The organism is Bacillus sp. BB081, assembly GCF_008368895.1.
Classification (GTDB): Bacteria; Bacillota; Bacilli; order Bacillales; family Bacillaceae_G; genus Bacillus_A; species Bacillus_A wiedmannii.
Genome location: NZ_QOZX01000066.1, coordinates 1 through 18,083, shown reverse-complemented (window position 1 = coordinate 18,083; position 18,083 = coordinate 1). Strand labels below are relative to the sequence as shown.

Annotated in this window: 20 protein-coding genes; 14 read left to right on the top strand and 6 right to left on the bottom strand. The window is 31.4% G+C overall.

Annotated features, from left to right (window positions below; all coding sequences use genetic code 11):
• Window positions 1-239: 239 nt before the first annotated feature.
• Window positions 240-1,100 (top strand): DegV family protein, encoded by an 861-nt coding sequence (locus tag DN394_RS23295; protein ID WP_098208897.1) that lies wholly within the window; start codon window positions 240-242, stop codon window positions 1,098-1,100.
• A 77-nt stretch (window positions 1,101-1,177) separates the two neighbouring features.
• On the opposite strand, the gene DN394_RS23290 is transcribed toward DN394_RS23295, so the two are convergent.
• Window positions 1,178-1,381, bottom strand: coding sequence for a hypothetical protein (locus DN394_RS23290; RefSeq protein WP_098208896.1), 204 nt, complete (start codon window positions 1,379-1,381; stop codon window positions 1,178-1,180).
• Window positions 1,382-1,461: 80 nt separating this feature from the next.
• The gene (locus DN394_RS23285) at window positions 1,462-1,665 is read right to left on the bottom strand and encodes a hypothetical protein (RefSeq protein ID WP_016129684.1); all 204 of its coding nucleotides are present in this window, start codon (window positions 1,663-1,665) and stop codon (window positions 1,462-1,464) included.
• A gap of 454 nt (window positions 1,666-2,119) precedes the next feature.
• Here DN394_RS23285 and DN394_RS23280 point away from each other — a divergent pair, with 454 nt between their 5' ends.
• Window positions 2,120-3,391 carry a helix-turn-helix domain-containing protein gene (locus DN394_RS23280; RefSeq protein WP_098208895.1) on the top strand — a complete coding sequence of 424 codons (1,272 nt, stop codon included), beginning with the start codon at window positions 2,120-2,122 and terminating at the stop codon, window positions 3,389-3,391.
• An 89-nt stretch (window positions 3,392-3,480) separates the two neighbouring features.
• Here DN394_RS23280 and DN394_RS23275 read toward each other — a convergent pair whose 3' ends face one another.
• Window positions 3,481-3,915 (bottom strand): Lrp/AsnC family transcriptional regulator, encoded by a 435-nt coding sequence (locus tag DN394_RS23275; protein ID WP_098208894.1) that lies wholly within the window; start codon window positions 3,913-3,915, stop codon window positions 3,481-3,483.
• A 142-nt stretch (window positions 3,916-4,057) separates the two neighbouring features.
• On the opposite strand from DN394_RS23275, the gene DN394_RS23270 reads away from it, so the two are divergent.
• The 6 genes from DN394_RS23270 to DN394_RS23245 all read left to right on the top strand — a co-directional run bounded on the left by DN394_RS23270 (window position 4,058) and on the right by DN394_RS23245 (window position 10,354).
• Complete coding sequence (locus tag DN394_RS23270; RefSeq protein ID WP_098208893.1) at window positions 4,058-5,326, top strand: APC family permease; 1,269 nt, start codon at window positions 4,058-4,060, stop codon at window positions 5,324-5,326.
• Window positions 5,327-5,442: 116 nt separating this feature from the next.
• Window positions 5,443-7,032: a M3 family metallopeptidase gene (locus DN394_RS23265; protein ID WP_098208892.1), complete on the top strand. Its 1,590-nt coding sequence runs from the start codon at window positions 5,443-5,445 to the stop codon at window positions 7,030-7,032.
• A gap of 12 nt (window positions 7,033-7,044) precedes the next feature.
• Window positions 7,045-7,794: a WecB/TagA/CpsF family glycosyltransferase gene (locus DN394_RS23260; protein ID WP_098208891.1), complete on the top strand. Its 750-nt coding sequence runs from the start codon at window positions 7,045-7,047 to the stop codon at window positions 7,792-7,794.
• Between the two features lie 17 nt (window positions 7,795-7,811).
• On the top strand, window positions 7,812-9,203 hold the full coding sequence (locus tag DN394_RS23255) for a 5'-methylthioadenosine/adenosylhomocysteine nucleosidase (RefSeq protein ID WP_098208890.1): 1,392 nt from the start codon (window positions 7,812-7,814) through the stop codon (window positions 9,201-9,203).
• A gap of 117 nt (window positions 9,204-9,320) precedes the next feature.
• The gene (locus DN394_RS23250) at window positions 9,321-9,752 is read left to right on the top strand and encodes a GNAT family N-acetyltransferase (protein WP_252197097.1); all 432 of its coding nucleotides are present in this window, start codon (window positions 9,321-9,323) and stop codon (window positions 9,750-9,752) included.
• A 101-nt stretch (window positions 9,753-9,853) separates the two neighbouring features.
• Window positions 9,854-10,354 carry a DinB family protein gene (locus DN394_RS23245; protein ID WP_097916778.1) on the top strand — a complete coding sequence of 167 codons (501 nt, stop codon included), beginning with the start codon at window positions 9,854-9,856 and terminating at the stop codon, window positions 10,352-10,354.
• A gap of 44 nt (window positions 10,355-10,398) precedes the next feature.
• Here DN394_RS23245 and DN394_RS23240 read toward each other — a convergent pair whose 3' ends face one another.
• A complete protein-coding gene (locus DN394_RS23240) occupies window positions 10,399-10,812 on the bottom strand; it encodes a hypothetical protein (RefSeq protein WP_098208889.1) in 414 nt (137 codons plus the stop codon).
• A 121-nt stretch (window positions 10,813-10,933) separates the two neighbouring features.
• On the opposite strand from DN394_RS23240, the gene DN394_RS23235 reads away from it, so the two are divergent.
• From DN394_RS23235 to DN394_RS23225, 3 genes are all read left to right on the top strand, one after another.
• Window positions 10,934-11,581 carry a response regulator transcription factor gene (locus DN394_RS23235; protein ID WP_046959692.1) on the top strand — a complete coding sequence of 216 codons (648 nt, stop codon included), beginning with the start codon at window positions 10,934-10,936 and terminating at the stop codon, window positions 11,579-11,581.
• A complete protein-coding gene (locus tag DN394_RS23230; protein ID WP_098208888.1) occupies window positions 11,574-12,950 on the top strand; it encodes a sensor histidine kinase in 1,377 nt (458 codons plus the stop codon). The genes DN394_RS23235 and DN394_RS23230 overlap by 8 nt, the downstream gene beginning before the upstream one ends.
• 201 nt (window positions 12,951-13,151) lie before the next feature.
• Window positions 13,152-14,945 carry a Xaa-Pro dipeptidyl-peptidase gene (locus DN394_RS23225; RefSeq protein ID WP_098705494.1) on the top strand — a complete coding sequence of 598 codons (1,794 nt, stop codon included), beginning with the start codon at window positions 13,152-13,154 and terminating at the stop codon, window positions 14,943-14,945.
• 61 nt (window positions 14,946-15,006) lie between these two features.
• Here the strand turns inward: DN394_RS23225 and DN394_RS29540 are convergent, their stop codons facing one another.
• The gene (locus DN394_RS29540) at window positions 15,007-15,285 is read right to left on the bottom strand and encodes a hypothetical protein (RefSeq protein ID WP_098208886.1); all 279 of its coding nucleotides are present in this window, start codon (window positions 15,283-15,285) and stop codon (window positions 15,007-15,009) included.
• Between the two features lie 197 nt (window positions 15,286-15,482).
• On the opposite strand from DN394_RS29540, the gene DN394_RS23210 reads away from it, so the two are divergent.
• The 3 genes from DN394_RS23210 (at window position 15,483) to DN394_RS23200 (ending at window position 17,317) form a co-directional block, all read left to right on the top strand.
• The gene (locus DN394_RS23210; protein ID WP_046959688.1) at window positions 15,483-16,247 is read left to right on the top strand and encodes a class I SAM-dependent methyltransferase; all 765 of its coding nucleotides are present in this window, start codon (window positions 15,483-15,485) and stop codon (window positions 16,245-16,247) included.
• A gap of 202 nt (window positions 16,248-16,449) precedes the next feature.
• Window positions 16,450-16,713, top strand: coding sequence for a hypothetical protein (locus DN394_RS23205; protein ID WP_046959687.1), 264 nt, complete (start codon window positions 16,450-16,452; stop codon window positions 16,711-16,713).
• A 373-nt stretch (window positions 16,714-17,086) separates the two neighbouring features.
• On the top strand, window positions 17,087-17,317 hold the full coding sequence (locus DN394_RS23200; protein ID WP_000789031.1) for a hypothetical protein: 231 nt from the start codon (window positions 17,087-17,089) through the stop codon (window positions 17,315-17,317).
• Between the two features lie 255 nt (window positions 17,318-17,572).
• On the opposite strand, the gene DN394_RS23195 is transcribed toward DN394_RS23200, so the two are convergent.
• Window positions 17,573-18,004 (bottom strand): cytidine deaminase, encoded by a 432-nt coding sequence (locus DN394_RS23195; protein WP_098208885.1) that lies wholly within the window; start codon window positions 18,002-18,004, stop codon window positions 17,573-17,575.
• Window positions 18,005-18,083 lie beyond the last annotated feature (79 nt).

Genomic DNA, 18,083 nt, shown 5'->3' with positions numbered 1-18,083 from the left:
AATATATTGAATTAAAAAATAAAATATATAAATGCAAAATAATCATAAAATCATTTGTGTTATAGAAAGAATAATAAATAGTTAAAATAGAATGATTTTTAGTAAAGGTTCAAGTTTTGAAGAATAGTGCATACAATATAAAGTCTTTTCCTTTCTTCATTTAAGTTTTACGTATATAATTTAAAAGTACTATTTTTATTTTATATTTTTTATATTTATAACAGAATAGAGGTTTAAAAATGGGTGTTAAAATCATTACGGATAGTGCGGCGGATTTACCGGTAGAATTGCTGCAAGCATATGATATTGATTTAATTCCACTCCGTGTTTATGATGAAGCAGAAACAGAGTATTTAGATGGAGTTACATTAGAGTCAGTTACATTATTGCAAAACATGAGAGAAGGCGCTGTTTATAGAACGTCATTGCCTTCACTTGAAACTTTCCAAGAAAAATTTGTTTCTTATGCAAAAGAAGGTAATCCTTGTATATATTTAGCTTTTTCATCTGAACTGTCCGGTACATATCAATCGTCAGTTGTTATTAAAGAAGAAGTAAAAGAAACATATGCTGATTTAGATTTAGAAATTATCGATACGAAATGTGCTTCGCTTGGTCAAGGGCTTGTCGTATTAGAAGCTGCTAAAATGGCGAAAGACGGCGCATCAAAAGAAGATATTTTAAAACGTATCGCTTTTCTAATGAAGCATATGGAGCATATCTTCACTGTAGCTGACTTGCAGTACCTTGTGAAAGGTGGACGTTTAAGTAAAGTAGCTGGTTTTATCGGTGGTTTACTAAACATTAAACCGATCTTAAATGTGGATGAAGGAAAACTTGTACCACTTGAAAAGGTAAGAGGGAAAAAGAAAGTATTAAGCCGAATTGTTGATATTATGGAAGAGCGTGGAAAAGACCTTAAAGGCCAAACAATCGGTATGACTCACGGTGATGACTTAGAAACAGCTGAAGCATTAAAAACGTTAATTACGGAAAGATTTGGCTGTGAAGTATTTATCGTAAATACAATTGGAGCAGCAATCGGAGCGCATACAGGACCTGGTGCGTTAACATTGTTCTTCTTAAATGAGGTAGAGTAAAGGATTGATCTTTTGATCAATCCTTTTTTAATTCTAATATAATTGTTTTATGAGGATGAAAAATATGTAATTTTATATTAGTTAGTAACTTTCTTTTTAGTAGGTATGAAGGTAGATAGGAAACCAGTGAAGGCTAGCATGAAACCAAATGTTTCAGTATCATCAACTACTAAACCATTGTTCCACTGATAAAGGAAGGATGCTAGTATTAAAAGAGTAGCGGCTCCTCCTACATATCTTACTATTTTTCGTGTTGAATCGTTTTTAGGTTTTACAATCATATTTATCGCCCTTTCATATTTAATAAATAATTCGATAAACTAACTTACAGGATGTGATATTTATAATTCATTTATTGAGTCTATTTATTAACTTTCTCTTTAATAGGTAAGAAGGTAGATAGGAAAGTAATGATAACTAGTCCAAAGCTGACTCTTTCAGTTTGATCAATTACTAAGTCATTTTTCCACTGATAAAGGAAAGAAGCGATTATTAAAAGTAAAGCAGCGCCTCCAACATATCTTACTATTTTTCGTGCGGATTCATCTTTAAATCTTACAATCATGTTTATCATCCTTTCGTTTTTATTGAATAATTCGACAAACTAATTTCTAGGATTTGATATTAATAATTCATCTATTAAATTTATTTGGTTTATAATAGATATTTTTTATGTATTAGGTAAATGTAATGAACTATAACTATCTAAATGAAGAATGATAGCTTACATGTAGTTAAATCCTTTTCATTAAGTTTATCGTAATTTAAGTATATGATTCTGTGTTTGTTAATAACAAGTAGTAAAATCACATGAAAAAAATGGACGAAAAATCTAAATTTTAACCATTAAATTTAACAAAGTATCTAGAAATAATCATAGTATGAATGTAAAATTAAAATGTATGATACATTTTTTTACATTTGTGAAATTGTATATTTTATTTAGTATGAAAAATATGTAGATACATAATGACTTAATTAGTAAAAAGCATGAAAAGGTTAATTAGGGAGAGAAAAAGATGGAAATAGGGGAACGTATTCGGCAAGTTCGTATGCATAAAGGATTGACACAGGGGGAGCTCGTATCAGAAATATGCTCAGTAACCTATTTAAGTAGAATTGAGAGTGGGAAAATCAAACCATCATCTTCTTTTATAAAGAAGGTTTCTAAAAAGTTAGAAGTTAAGAGCGATTATCTTATAAATGGAAATTACGAGGAGATAAAGCTTACTATTCTTGAAATATGTAATAAATATAAAAAAGATAAAAGTATTACAGAAGCTGACTTATCTTTGTTAGAATTATACGTTCGCGAAGTGGATTCAATCCCTTTATTACTAAAGGTATATGGTGTACTTATATACTATCATGCCCGACAAAAAAACGTGTTACATGTGAAGTCGCTTATAGATCAAGCTTTGCAAATGATACCAAGTCAGGTCGAAATGCAAAACCTTGACGATTATATTTATTATTTAAAAGCTCGAGGTTTATATTTTTATAATAAACAAGACTACAGTGCTGCTCATGATATTTATGTACAGGCTGAGAGTTTACTTGGTGCAGAAGAAACTGAACAACATGGTCATATATACTATAATTTATGTCATGTATATAAGGAGCTTTATAAAGATAAAAGTATTAGTCGTTTGTATGCCTTAAAAGCTTACAACGTATACAGAAAAAATGGTATGCAGAAAAACGTAATAAATACACTTTTAATGCTTGCAATATTGTATATTATGGATGAGTTATATGAAAAGGCACTTGAAATTTTACAGCAAGTAGAAAATAGTTTGGCTACTAATGGTGATTCAAAGTATTTACCTATAATTTCATATGATTACGGTAAAATTTATCAAGGTTTGAAAGACTATACGAATGCCATTAAATACTACGAAAAAACTTTGGAATTAAGTGAATTTTTATCACAGAAAGACCAAAAAGTATATGCGTTACGAAATATGTTGGAGATATACATAGAACTTAAAGATTGGGAAAATGTTAATAAGGTTATGAATGAAGCATTTCATTTTTTATCAATTTATGATGTGCCAATTGCATTTGTCCAACTATATGGTTTGAAAGCTAAAGTATTCAAAATACGTGGGGATTATTATGAATATGAGAAAAATATGCAAAAAGCAATTGAAGTGGGATTAGAAAAAAAACAACATCGCTTAGTTGCTGAACTATCCTATGAATTAGGTAACTTTTATTATAAAAATCGCTCTTATAAATTATCTGCGAAGTATTATAAAATCTCAGTTGAAAATAAAATGGATTTATAAAGAAGTTTAGTAAAAAATTCTTATAAATTGTAAAGGGTTATCCAAAAGAGTAGGGTATTTTATACCTTTTGGATAGCCTCTTTTTATTACTATTCTATAATTACTGGTCGATATGGTATCGGTGAAGATAAAATCATCGAAGTTTTGACTGTTCCAAATGGTATAACGAAATCAATTAATTCCTTTAATTCCTTCATAGAGTGAACCGCTACTTTTAAGTAATAACTACTTTCACCTGTTACTCGATGACATTCGAGTATTCTATATTCTTCGTAGATTTTCTCCTCAAATTTTTTACAAGGAATCTTTAGATTTTCAATTCTTAAAAATGCTTGAATTGATTTCCCAACTGCATCTAATGATATCCGTGCGGTATATTTCTCAATTATTCCAGTATCTTGTAATCTCTTTAGTCTTTCGGTAACACTAGGGCGACTGAGGTGTAAGTGTTCGGTCATTTCTGTAATTGTCATTCTGGCATCTTCTTGTAGTAATAGCGTTATTTTCTTATCAATTTCATCCATGAATTATGCTCCTTTGCAAAATTGAAAGTAAATTTCTGAAATAAATACATAATATAAAATCTCATGTTAAATTACATACACTTTTGTATATTGAATAGACTGATAACTTTCTATAATTAAAATATAAATGGAGGTGCATGTAATGTCTAATCATTTTGATGAAACAATTTCTATTACAAAGGGAACAGCCTTATACGTCGGAGCGGTTTTAGGATCGGGAATTCTTATATTACCTGGTATGACAGCAAGTGTAGCAGAAGGGAATGCGATTGTTTCTTGGCTTGTTATGATATTACTTAGTATTCCACTTGCATTCACATTTGCTTTTTTGTCGATTGAACATCCGAGTGCAGGTGGAATTGCGACTTTTTCAGAAAAGGCTTTCGGTAAAAATATAGGTGCTATTATAGGCTGGTGTTTTTTTATTGCGGGTAGCGTTGGGCAAATCGTTGTCTCAATGACTGGTGGAATGTATATAGTGAAAGTGTTTGCTTTATCATCACATTTTTCGTACGTTATAGCGCTTATTATTTTAAGTATTTCAATTGGTTTCAATTTATACGGGTTAAAAATGAGTGGATTATTTCAAGTATGTATTGGTGTATTAACTTTATTTATCTTAATCGTAACAATTATCAGTTCGCTACCTTATATTGAAATGAACAATATAAATGTACATATTTCTATGCAAGAAGTAAATCCAATTTTAGATGCATCTTTATTAATTTTTTGGTCTTTTTTCGGTTGGGAAGCTATTGCAAGTTTAGCTCCAGAATTTAAAACACCTAGAAAAAGAAATATTATTTTATCTACGGGGTTTGCGATTGTTATTATTGGGGTTTTATATATTGGTATTGCATTATCAGTAATTGGAACGAAGTCCTATCATATAAATGCTGATAATGCTACAGCTCTCGTGCTTGTAATTAAGCAAACATTAGGCGACAAATTTGCATGGTTAATTGGATTTGTAGCTTTTATCATTTGTTTAGGGACGACAAATGCATTTATTGCAAGTATGGGGCGCTTAGGTTATTCACTAGGAAAAGAAGAAGTTGCACCACGCTATCTAGCACATATTAATAAAAAAAGAGAAACACCAACAAATGCAGTAAAAGTTGTAGGTTTTATTGCAATAATAGGTTTGTTAATAAGTTTCGTTTTCCATATTAGCATAGATAAAATTGTTTTAATACCGAATTCGTTAGGAATTGTTACATATATAGTCGGTACTGCGGCTGGAATGAAATTAATAAAGAATAGGTTAGGTAAAATTTTTTCTATAGTAGCTTTTACATGTTGCGTAGTAGTTTATCCTTTTATTGGAGGAGTAATACTGATTCCAGTAGCTGTATCGTTTATCTGTTTATGCTATGTACGTTTCAGTAGCAGAAGAAAAGAATATAAATAAGAATGTGTTTGTAGAAATCTAAATATTTAAAGATATTAAAATTTTTCCGTTTCATATATAATTGTGTAGGGAGAAATATCTGTAACTATTTGTAAAAATAGGAGGCGGCTATAAAAATGCACGAAATTGCTAGGTGGGATTTAGATCGATTGTATCCAATTGAGGATATTCTAACTCCAATATTGGAGTTGAAAGAACAATATTATACGACAAAAGATGTAGAGATTCTTTCAAAACTTATACAAGCTATTGAAAAAACAGAATACTATTTGTATTGCCGATCTGCTGAAGAAAGTGTTTCATCTGACCTTGCTATATCGACTACGACAGTAAAAGATTTAAAAAAAGAAGTACAGCAAGTAATACAACAAAGTAAATTAGAAGCTTCCGATAATATTAATACTAAGTTAATAAAAGATGAACTTGATGCATGGGAAAATATGTACATGCAATTAAGAAATAAGATAAAAATAGAACACAATAATAAGCAATTATCATTTGGCCAAGTGAATAATATTGCAATGAATAGTGATAATGAAAAGGAAAGAGTAGAAGTATTCGAGTTATTAACAAATGCCTTACATAAGGAAAAAGAAATCTTTGCTACTGTATTAAATCAAATAGGAAGATTGCGTAATACAAAGAGTAATGAATTAGAAGATAGAGAGATTTTAGCAGGATCGCTTCATGCGAATGGTATTTCAGAAACTGTAATATTGCAAATGTGGAATGCGACAGAAGAAAATCTAGATAAGTTAGTTAGTGCTTTAAATGTGTATAAGAAAGGTAGAGCTTCGATTACATGGCATGAACTTATGACAGTAAAGGAAAATAATGAGGCTAGTATTCCTTTTTCAGTAGCCGTTCAAAACATATATGATGCATTAAAAGATATTGATGAAGAATTAGCAGAATTTGCACGGAATGCAATAGAGAATGGATGGATAGATGCGGAACCGAGAGATAATAAACCACCAGGTGGCTTTTGTGCTCCTTTTTTCAGTGAAAAAGAATCACGAATCTCTATGCGTTATGACGGAAGTGTTGATAGTGTAAGGATACTTGCCCACGAACTAGGACATGCTTGGCATTTTAATAATATGAGTTTTGAACAATCTGCTTCTTTTTTAGATGATAATTTGCCAATGAGTACGGCTGAATCAGCGTCTATTTTCTTTGAAACCATGCTCATAAACTATTTAATTCAATCAACAGATAGTATAGATATGAAAAAGTCATTGCTTAGTTGGAAAATAAGAAACTGTTTTAATTATGTAATGGCAATACGTGCTTCGTTTGAATTTGAGAAGAACTTTTATGAAAAGTGTAAAGAAGGTCCTTTAAGTGCTGATGAAATCGAGAGATTATCTATAGTAGCGCAAGAAAAAGCATACGGGAATGCATTATCAGAATATCAGCCGTTTGTTTGGATGAAATATGTTCAGTTTTATATAGCGGATGTTCCATTTTATAATTATCCATACACATTTGGGTATTTAACTAGTTTTAGTTTATTAGAAATAGCTCAAGAAAGTAAAAGTACTTTTCATTCGAAATATAAAGAGTTTTTAAGAGAAACAGGAAAGGCTCCAGTGGAAGAGCTTATGAAAAAATATTTTGAAATAGATATAACAAGTTATGCGTTCTGGGATAAAGCTTTTAGGCAAATTTCTAAAGATATTGATGAATATTTGAGGCTTATGTAAGGAGAGAGTATAGTGGATCACCAACTTATAAAGGGAATACCTTTTTCAACTTTAGAATATGAAAAAGCTATAAGTTTGCTAAAAGGTTGGCTACATGAAAAACAAGAGAAACCAAGGTTTGTAGTAACTGCAAATCCTGAAATTGTAATGTCTGCAAAGGAAAATACGGATAAATCAAAACAGTTTAAAAAGATGTTACTATCTGCGGATTTAATAACAGCGGATGGGATTGGCGTTATAATTGGCTCGAAAATATTAAAAGGAAATTTGAAAAAACGTGTTACTGGGGCAGATATTACTCACGATTTAATAAAATATTGTAATGACAATGAATATCGTGTCTTTCTTTTTGGAGCTGCGCCAGAAAGTAATAAAAAGGCACTAAAAAAATTAAATGAGCAGTTCCCAGGAGCACAGTTTAAAGGACAGCATGGATTTGTAAATGGCGAAGAAATAGAAGAAGTAAAAATGAAAATTAAGCAATTCAAGCCGCACTTGCTACTAGTGGGACTAGGTTCACCAAAACAAGAAGAATTCATCTATGAAAACATACAAACATTAAACGTTCCGCTATCTATTGGTATAGGAGGCATGATTGATATAATATCTGGTACTGTAAAAAGAGCACCCAAAATTATGAGGGATACAGGAACTGAATGGCTATATAGATTACTCTCACAGCCGAAAAGGTTAAAGAGACAACTCGTACTTCCGAAATTTTTATTGTCGGTTATGTCTGAAAGAATTAAAGAAATTAATTAATAAAGGAGACTACATTCATGAACAAAATTGGCATTATCGGAGCAATGCAAATTGAAATAGACTTACTTTTGGAAAAATTAGTTATACAAGAAGAACAAACAATCGCGGGAATGCCTTTTTACGTTGGGGAATTCATGGGAACAGAAGTAATTATTACACGTTCTGGTGTAGGGAAAGTAAATGCAGCCGCATGTACGCAAACGTTAATTCATAAATTTGATGTAGATGCTATCATCAATACGGGTGTTGCTGGAGGGTTACACCCAGATATAAAAGTTGGCGATATCGTTATTTCAACGAATGTTACCCATCATGACGTAAGTAAAATACAAATGAAAAACTTATTTCCGTTCCAAGAAGAATTTATCGCAAGTAAGGAATTAGTAGAGTTAGCACGTACAGCATGCAATAGTAGTAGTTTACATATGGAGATTCATGAAGGAAGAATCGTCAGCGGTGAATGTTTTGTTGAAGATTCAAAACTAAAAGCGAAATTAATAGACGAATATGCGCCGCATTGTACTGAAATGGAAGGTGCAGCAATTGGACATGTTGCTTACATAAATGAAGTACCATTTCTCGTTATAAGATGTATTTCTGACAGTGCAGATGATGAAGCGCAAATTTCTTATGACGACTTCGCGAAAACTGCCGCAAATTATTGTTCAGAAATTATCGTTGAGATGCTGAAAAATATATCGAGTAATACTTATAGTTCAAAAGGAGAGAATGGAATGTTACATGCATTAATTTTTGATATGGACGGAACGTTATTTCAAACTGATAAAATTTTAGAATTATCGTTAGATGATACATTTGATCACTTAAGATCATTACAGTTATGGGATTCGGTAACACCTATTGAAAAATACCGTGAAATTATGGGTGTGCCTTTGCCGAAAGTTTGGGAAGCTTTATTACCGAATCATTCTATTGAAGTAAGAGAACAAACAGATGCATATTTTTTAGAAAGATTAATTGAAAACATTAAGAGCGGAAAAGGTGCTTTATACCCGAACGTAAAAGAAGTTTTTACATACATAAAAGAAAATAATTGTTCAATATATATTGCTAGTAATGGTTTAACTGAATATTTACGAGCAATCGTATCTTATTATGATTTAGACCAATGGGTTACTGAAACATTTAGTATTGAACAAATAAACTCACTTAATAAAAGCGACTTAGTAAAAAATATTTTAAACAAATATGATATAAAAGAAGCAGCTGTAGTTGGGGACCGGTTATCTGATATAAACGCAGCTAAAGATAATGGCTTGATTGCGATTGGATGCAATTTTGATTTTGCACAAGAAGATGAACTTGCGCAGGCGGATTTAGTGATAGATGGTTTAATGGAGTTGAAGGAGATAATATCTGAAGTGCAGAATACGCACACTACGAATTAAATAAAATAACAACCATAAAAATGCTCAGAATAAATGATTCTTGAGCATTTTTATGTATTTTCAAATTAAGGGGAAAATCACTTGAAAGAAAGACATATTTAACAAATTGAAGATTTAATGATATACGAACACGATTATCTTGTTCAGGAAAGCAAAGACGAAGGATTTAATGTCCTAATAAAACTAATAAAACTAATAAGTAATTATGAAAATAAAATAAACAACTTTAATAAAACTGGTGAATGTTTATATGGTATTTTTCAAGTGGAAAGGCTAATTGGAATAGGAGGGCTAAATGAGGACCCATATACAGTAAACAATAGGATTGGTAGGATAAGGAGATTTTATATTGCAAAAGAAGACCGAAGGAAAGGATTAGGAAGGTTACTGTTAGTGCGAATTTTAAGCGAAGCGAAAAAATATTTTAATATTGTTGTCTTACATACAGATACAGAACAGGGTGACAAATTTTATACTTCGAGTGGATTTGTGAAAGGGACAAAATATGTGGGAGCAAGCCATTATTTGAACTTACATAAAAGGATGTAGTGAATTAATATTTATCTCTCTAACAGAACTTTTGTTCGTTTTTGTATAGATTGATGGTATAATGTATTAGAATCTATTATTAGGATGGGGGGAATTAGATAATGGGAGAGAATAAAATTATTAATGATTTTAATGAATATTCAATTTGGTTAAATACATTGAAAGGTATGAAAGAGGAATTGTGGGTGGCTCCAATATCAGAGGGGAAATGGACTATTAGCGAGATCATATCACATATTATGAACTGGGATGACTATCTTTTATGTGAGACATTATCATCAGTGAGAAATGGACAGGGAATGGAGTTCCCTGATTTTGATACATATAATAAACTAGCATCTAATTATGCTAAATCAGGTATATCTAAGGTGAAACTTCTTGAAGAAGCAAAAGCTAAAAGAGAGTTACTCGTAAATGAACTTAGATTACTGTCTGCTGGAAATCTAAAGAAACCTTTAACTGCAAATGGAGTATCACATTGTCCTCATACTGGAACGCCGTATTCCCTTATATATATTATTAAAGAATTTGAAGATCATGATAACCATCATAAAAGACAGGTAATGCATTTTTTAAATGAAAATCAAGTTGTTAACCGATAAAGAAAGATCCCGCAAATGATATTTGTGGGATCTTTCTTACATTATTATTTAACATTCATTCGTTTCAATAATCCCTTCGGATCACCTTTTACATAATAAAAATGCGGATTATTTTCATCATCGTAAAGCATAATATAAGGTTTTTGATTAAGCGGGAGGAGAATAAGTACTTCATCAATTGTTGTATGTAACCATTGATTTGTAATAGAAATTGGTTTAGATAAAGGGATTTTTATCATGTGACCATCTTTTGGAACGACGTTTAAGTTTTTGAATGGGCCAGTAATCGATTTAGCATATTGAACAGCTTCCTTTTGAATAGCTGGATCTAAAGATTGTTTTTGAACGACCATTTCTTTTTGACAATCAAACACTTCAATTTGTTGATTTGTATTTGCGAACACATTTGTTGATAATAAGAAACAAAGAAGGGTAATGACCCCGATTTTTTTAATCATAATACAACACCTCGTTTTTACTATACCCTTAAAATGTTCAAATATTTTTCTGTCACATTGATGTAACAAAGAAGTTGTATAATACAATTGGTTTTTGTTTAATAGCAATGGAGGATAATGTATGAGAGTATTAATAGCAGATGATGAACAAGATATGTTAAGGATTTTAAAGGCTTATTTCGAGAAAGAAGGCTTCGAAGTTTTATTAGCAAAAGATGGAGAAGAAGCACTTCAAATATTTTATGATGAAAAAGTTGATTTAGCTGTTTTAGATTGGATGATGCCGAAACATAGTGGTATTACTGTCTGTCAGGAAATAAAAAAGAATTCAAGCGTTAAAGTATTAATGCTTACAGCGAAAAGTGAAAGCGAAGACGAATTAGCGGCGCTTCAAAGTGGTGCAGATGAGTACGTAAAAAAACCATTTCATCCAGGCGTATTAATAACTAGAGCGAAAAAGCTTATACAGCATGATGATGTCATTCAAGTTCAAGATTTGAAAATAGATTTCACTAAAAATAAAGTTTATAAAAATGACAAAGAGTTAGATATTACAAAAACAGAGCTAGAATTAATAAAGTGTTTTTTAAATCATAAAGGCATGATTTTAACTCGTAAAAAATTGTTAGATATCGTATGGGGATTTGACTATTTTGGAGAAGAGCGAACTGTTGATACACATGTAAGAAGATTACGTAAAAAAGTAGGAGAAAATATTATAAAGACGCATCGTGGTTTAGGATATAGTTTGGAGGAGCAGAGTGAATAAACTTGGAAAAAAGCTATTTCTCAGCATTTCTTTAACTGTTATTCTTATTTTTACAATCTCTTTATTATTAATTAACTATCTTTTACCGAAATATAATATTTACAAAACGCGAGAAAGTTTAGAAGGTATTACAGCACAAATACAGTCCATACCGAGCGAACAACTGGATGAAGCAATTACTAGCATTGAAAATAAAGGAAATGTTACGATTTCGTATACATCAATTAACAATTCGGAAGATCGAATTAATGATGAGTTACGTATGCAACTTACAAGGAAAAGAGTTGCCCTTAATAAACTTTGGATTACAAAAGAAGAAGTAATGAAAGTGAAGAACTTCGGGCAATCGAATAAAATATATGATCAAGAAAAGATTAAATCTAGTTTTTTTGTGAAATACATTGCGAAAGACGATATGTTAATTTTAGTAGGAGTTTCGATCGCACATTCTAATGAAGTAATAAAAACGTTAAATTCATTTTATTTTTACATTTTTGGCATTACGATTTTTCTCATTATCGTACTTGTATGGATACTTTCAACAACAATCACCAGACCATTGAAAGAATTAAGTAATGTTGCAGTAGATATTTCAAATTTGAAATTTGAACGAGCGAAAGTGAAAACAAATGATGAAATAGGGGACTTAGCTAATAGTATTAATATCATGAGTGAAAAACTAAATGAAGCGCATGAAGATTTAACAGATCGAAATGAACATTTAAAACGATTTATGGGTGATGTGACGCATGAATTAAAAACTCCAATCGCATTAGTGAAAGCATATTCTATGGGAATAAAAGATGGTTTAGATGATGGTACATACATAGATACAATCATTAAACAAACTGATCACATTTCAAACCTAATTGAAGAGTTATTACGATTTTCTAAACTAGAAAGAGATGTTTTAGAAAAAGAAGAATTCGATATTAAATCACTAGTCCAAAGTATATTAGATAAGCATAAAATTGAACTGGAGTCGAAGGAAATCGATTTGCAAGTGAACTATAATGTTGGCGATGCAGTTGTTTATGCTGATGTAAATAAAATGAAAATGGTGTTTCAAAATTTAATATCTAATTCAATAAAATATACAGTAAATCAAAATATAAAAATTACTTTAGAAAATCGAAATGAAAATATATATTTTCAAATTCAAAATGGTATGAATGCGGAACAGATGAAAGATATCGATAAAATTTGGGAACCTTTTTACGTCTTAGAATCTTCTCGTAGTAAAGACCATTCAGGTACAGGGTTAGGCTTAGCGATAGTGAAAAGTATTTTAGAGAGACATGGTTTTGACTATGGAGTCTCTACTTTAGATGGAGAGATACGATTTTATATTAATATAGAGAATGATTAATTCAATACTTTTAGAAGCATCGTCTATTATTAGGCGATGTTTTTTATAGATTATATGAGAGCAGTAAATCAGAATATATAACCTCAAAAGCTCGTTTGAAGAGTGTTCTACAAATTTTTCAAGTTGTTGCATAAAATATAAACTGAATTTTCTATAATTTTAGTGTATAGTAAAAGGAGAAATATATGGGGAGGGAAGGGTATGGGGAAAAAGAAAATAGCAACACTATCAGCAATATTATCTTTATCAATTACGTCAGGAGTTTCTAGTATGACTGCGTATGCAGACAATAAAGAAAAAAACTACATAAATGAGAATGACGTGAAGTTAAATGGAAATGTTTCAGAAGCGTTACGTTCAAACACGAAGATAGAATTAGAAAATGGAATGACAAAACCGATTTATTCGCTTGATGAAGCAATTATTGAAAATTTATTTGTGGAAACAGAAGTTGATAGTGATCGAGATGGAAAAAAGGATCGTGTATCAGTAAAAGTTATGCGTCCAAAAACTGATTCGAATGTGAAAGTTCCTGTTATTTATGAAATGAGTCCATATCGATCTGGCTTAAAAGATGTTCCTGTATATAATGTAGATGAAGAATTGTATGCGTATGAAGGGAAACCGTATGGGGCTGTTAATCTTGGTTCATACGGAAATTATTATGTGCCAAGAGGCTATGCAGTCATTTTAGGTGAAAGTATTGGAACTGGTAAATCAGATGGATGTCCGACTACTGGGGATGAGCAAGAAATATTAGGGACGAAATCTGTCATTGATTGGGTAAATGGGCGTGCGAAAGCATATACAGAAAATGGTGAGGAAGTTAAGGCTGATTGGTCAACAGGAAATGTAGGGATGACAGGAGTATCTTATAATGGTACGTTACCGAATGCTGTTGCGACGACTGGTGTTGAAGGGTTAAAAACAATTATTCCAATCGCAGCGATTAGTAGTTGGTATGATTATTATCGTGCGAACGGTGCAGTCATTGCGCCTGGTGGATACCAAGGAGAAGATACAGATAACATGGCAGAAGCAGTTCTAACAAGAGAAAATCCTGAAGTTTGCGGACAAGTAATAAAAGAGTTAACAGCTGGACAGGACCGGAAAACTGGTAATTATAATGATTTTTGGGATAAACGTAATTATGTAAAAGATGCTAAAAACGTAAAAGCGAGTGTATTTGTTGTTCATGGTTTAAATGATTGGAATGTAAAGACGAAGCAGTTTGCGCAGTGGTGGGAAGCACTTGGAGAAAATGATGTCCCTCGTAAAATGTGGTTACATCAAGGTGGACACGGTGGAACATCAACAAATGATTGGCAAAGAACACAAAATAAATGGTTCGATTACTGGTTGTATGGAATTGAAAATGGGATTATGAATGAACCGATGGTGGATGTTCAACGTGAAAATAAAACTTGGGATAAAATAAAAAACTGGCCAGATCCATCAGCTGTGCCGTCAAAAGTTCGTATGTATTTAAGTAACAAAGCAGTTAATTCCCCATTAAGTATGGGTTCTGCAAATAAAGTTTTCTCATTCGTAGATGATGCAAAAATGAAATCAAATCAATTAGTAGCAAACCCAGAATTAGAAGTAGCCAATCGATTAGTGTATACAATGCCTGTACTTCAAAAAGATATGCGTATAAGCGGTTCACCAAAGATTTCAATTACAGGAAATATTGATCGATCTGTATCAAATTTAACTGCTTTACTTGTTGATTACGGCGGAGCAAAGCCTGAAATTGTTACGAGAGGTTGGATGGACCCGCAAAACTTAAATAGTATAAAAGATTCAACAGCACTTCAACCAGGTAAAGATTATACATTTACATGGGACATGCAGCCTGACGATTATGTATTTAAAGCGGGGCATCAAATTGGGGTTGTTTTAATCGCTAGTGACTATGATTATACAATTAGACCGAAAGCGGGAACGAAGCTTACACTGAAATTAAGTGAAGTGACATTGCCAATTGTGAAATAAATAGTTATGAATAAAGAGCTTACTGCATAGTAAGCTCTTTACATTTTGAAAGGGGAGTTTATTATGATTTTTTATTGGTAGACACAAACATGCTTACAACAAATAAAAAAATTGCATTTATGATCAATAGACCACTAAAGATAAGCCCAGCAAAACCTCCAGCGAATCCATCTCCTACTTTTTCACCAATGACGTGCAAAGTGGCGAAGAAAACAATAGGGGAAGAAAGAATGAAAATCCCACTGGCTATTTTCCATATTCGCCTATACTTCTTTGCTATAAAGAAAATTAGGGCATTAAAAGAAATAAGAAGTAAAAGAAATCCAATTAATGAATTCATCATATCATCCTTTCTGTAAAAGTCTGAATTTTCATATGTTAATTTCAAGTGGAATATTATACAATATAATTATATTTTATGGAAAGCGAGTGATATATTATGACAGTCAGCTCTTTCGAATTTTCATTAAAAGTAAAGGTACAGGAAGATTAACTGAATTGAAATCTTCCGTACTTAAAAAACGGAGGAGAAAATAAATGTTTAGTTTTTATAGTACACTTTGCACGGAACTTTATGATTACACAAAGCCAGTCGGTTATTCTTTAAATGGTGATATTGAGTATTACGAAGAACGTTTGAAAAATTGTAGAGGAAGAATTCTCGAAGCAGCAGTAGGATCAGGGCGTGTTATCATCCCACTTCTTGAAGCTGGTTTTAAAGTGGATGGGATTGACTATTCACCTGAAATGCTAGAATTGTGCCGTATACGATGTAAAGAGAGAGGCTTACATCCTAATTTATATGAAGGAAGCTTACAACAATTTTCACTGCCACATAAATATGAGACAATTATCATTCCTACTGGATCCTTCTGTTTAATTGAAAATCGTGCGGATTCTATAAACGCATTGAAATGTTTTTATGAACATCTTAATCCAGGCGGGCGTTTAATCGTAGATATTATGTTTCCGCATGACTGGAAGACTGGAGAGATTCATACATCGACCTTTTCTTTGCCAAGCGGAGACGGAATTACATTAGAAAATAAATCAATTGAAATAGATTGGTTGAACCAAGTTACTCTATCATATTTAAAATATGAAAAATGGAGTAAGGGACAGTTAGTACAATCAGAACTGCAACGCTTTGCGATGCGCTGGTATGGAATAGACGAGTTTAAACTTCTGTTAGAAAGTATAGGTTTCTCTAACATTACTTGCTCGGCTGACTATGTTTATGAAAAAGAACCGTCAAATGCAAATCAAATGTTTACTTTTGAAGCTATGCGAAACGAAAAATAAAGAGCGATCTATGAAAACAAGGCAGTCGATATAGTATTGACTGCCTTGTTTCAATTGTATAGTACTTACATGTTATTACGTTTTCATTGTCCAAGCATTCTTCTACTAACTACATATACTATTTATATTAAAGACAGTCACTATTTTCAATAGAACTGTTATTTTTCTATAAATAATATTTTAGAGAAGTAGGCGGATAAATTTGGAAAAAAAAGAACAAGGAAGAATTGAAAATCAAGTGTATTCAAATCGTGTAGTAAGATCAGAATTTGATGCAAATTGGGAAACATGTATATCAAAAAGTGGTTATGTAATTTATGTAGCGACAAGTAATAATGCTGAAGTAATAGTACTGCTTGCAGATGGTTCAAGTAAATTACTGATTTTTGAAAAAGGCGGTAAAGTAGTAGTAGGTGGCGGTGGAACTAGTCATTACAGTAAGCCGCATATTGCAAGAAATATTTAAGGTAGAACATGATAATTGAGAAGAAGCTGGAAAACGGTTAGTCATTCATGTTTAGAGCATAATAGACTAACCGTTTTTATTTCTTTAAATCAATTTAGAATAGGTTAATTTAATACAAATACATCGGTATGACCAACAAAAATTAGGAGGGAATTGTACGGATAAGAATTAGAAATATAATGTAAGTTTGGAAGAAACATATAAGCAATATAAAAAAGCATTTCCTATTTCGGGAAATGCTTTTTCTATGTTATAGTATAATAGTGTTTCGAAACGATGTTATTTTAATATACTTCAAATCTTGTTGTGTATTATTTTTATATTAAATTAGTTGTGTAAGTATTTTTTTATATAAGGAGTAACAATTAGGGAAATGAAAAATATAGACTTTATACTAGAAAGTGATGAGGCATTAAAACCATCTGAACGATTAGTACTATTATTATTAGAGAAGCATAGAATGTTATATACGAACGATCTATTGGCATTATCTAATTTATCATATAAAACATTAACGGATTCATTAACGGCGCTTGTATTAAAATCATATGTGTTAAAGGAAACAGGTAAGGGAAGAAGACAGAATTGTTATAGATTGGTATGATAAAACTGCTAATTTTAGAGAATTCATATTAATATTTATCGAATGTAAGGAGAAAATATATTTTTGTTTTCAAATGAAAAATGAGATAAACTCAAATATTTTTAATTTCATTTTTGTTAATGCTAATTTAATCATTTTTAAAAATAGAAAAATAAAATAAACTGCATAAAACAGAAATAAAAAAACAATCCGTTTTAAAAACGGGTTGTTTTTTTATTGGAATAATATTATAAGATGAATGGAAAACTGGAATAATTATTCTGCTTCACTTGTATACTTTTCAGGTAATAATTCCATTACGTTACATTTTACAAGTTCACCATTATAAGAAAGTATAACATTCGTATTTTTTCCATAATCACTTATTAATTCTCGACACATACCACATGGAGCAACAACCCAACATTTTTCTATATCTTCATGAGGGTGTGGGTGAGCGACTGCTACAATGGTATCAAATTCATGATCACCTTCTGAAATAGATTTTCCGATCGCCATAGCTTCACCACATACTGTTATTCTTCCAACATTCGCTTCAACATGCACTGCTGCATAAATATTACCTGTTTTAGTGCGTACTGCTGAACCGATATGATGACGGCCATATTTATAGTTTTTTTCAATTACTTTCTCAGCAGCTGTAATTAAATCATAGTCTTCACTATTTAAAGGCATTACTTGTAACATAATTTCTCCTCCATACTAAACATGATTAGCAGTATTTTAGTAGGAAATTTTAATATTTTAAAAAAGATAGATAATAATA

Coding starts and splice junctions, on each gene's coding strand:
- DN394_RS23295 (WP_098208897.1), top strand. CDS start 240: ATGGGTGTTAAAATCATTACGGATAGTGCGGCGGATTTACCGGTAGAA.
- DN394_RS23290 (WP_098208896.1), bottom strand. CDS start 1,381: ATGATTGTAAAACCTAAAAACGATTCAACACGAAAAATAGTAAGATAT.
- DN394_RS23285 (WP_016129684.1), bottom strand. CDS start 1,665: ATGATTGTAAGATTTAAAGATGAATCCGCACGAAAAATAGTAAGATAT.
- DN394_RS23280 (WP_098208895.1), top strand. CDS start 2,120: ATGGAAATAGGGGAACGTATTCGGCAAGTTCGTATGCATAAAGGATTG.
- DN394_RS23275 (WP_098208894.1), bottom strand. CDS start 3,915: ATGGATGAAATTGATAAGAAAATAACGCTATTACTACAAGAAGATGCC.
- DN394_RS23270 (WP_098208893.1), top strand. CDS start 4,058: ATGTCTAATCATTTTGATGAAACAATTTCTATTACAAAGGGAACAGCC.
- DN394_RS23265 (WP_098208892.1), top strand. CDS start 5,443: ATGCACGAAATTGCTAGGTGGGATTTAGATCGATTGTATCCAATTGAG.
- DN394_RS23255 (WP_098208890.1), top strand. CDS start 7,812: ATGAACAAAATTGGCATTATCGGAGCAATGCAAATTGAAATAGACTTA.
- DN394_RS23250 (WP_252197097.1), top strand. CDS start 9,321: ATGATATACGAACACGATTATCTTGTTCAGGAAAGCAAAGACGAAGGA.
- DN394_RS23245 (WP_097916778.1), top strand. CDS start 9,854: ATGGGAGAGAATAAAATTATTAATGATTTTAATGAATATTCAATTTGG.
- DN394_RS23240 (WP_098208889.1), bottom strand. CDS start 10,812: ATGATTAAAAAAATCGGGGTCATTACCCTTCTTTGTTTCTTATTATCA.
- DN394_RS23235 (WP_046959692.1), top strand. CDS start 10,934: ATGAGAGTATTAATAGCAGATGATGAACAAGATATGTTAAGGATTTTA.
- DN394_RS23225 (WP_098705494.1), top strand. CDS start 13,152: ATGGGGAAAAAGAAAATAGCAACACTATCAGCAATATTATCTTTATCA.
- DN394_RS29540 (WP_098208886.1), bottom strand. CDS start 15,285: ATGAATTCATTAATTGGATTTCTTTTACTTCTTATTTCTTTTAATGCC.
- DN394_RS23210 (WP_046959688.1), top strand. CDS start 15,483: ATGTTTAGTTTTTATAGTACACTTTGCACGGAACTTTATGATTACACA.
- DN394_RS23200 (WP_000789031.1), top strand. CDS start 17,087: ATGAAAAATATAGACTTTATACTAGAAAGTGATGAGGCATTAAAACCA.
- DN394_RS23195 (WP_098208885.1), bottom strand. CDS start 18,004: ATGTTACAAGTAATGCCTTTAAATAGTGAAGACTATGATTTAATTACA.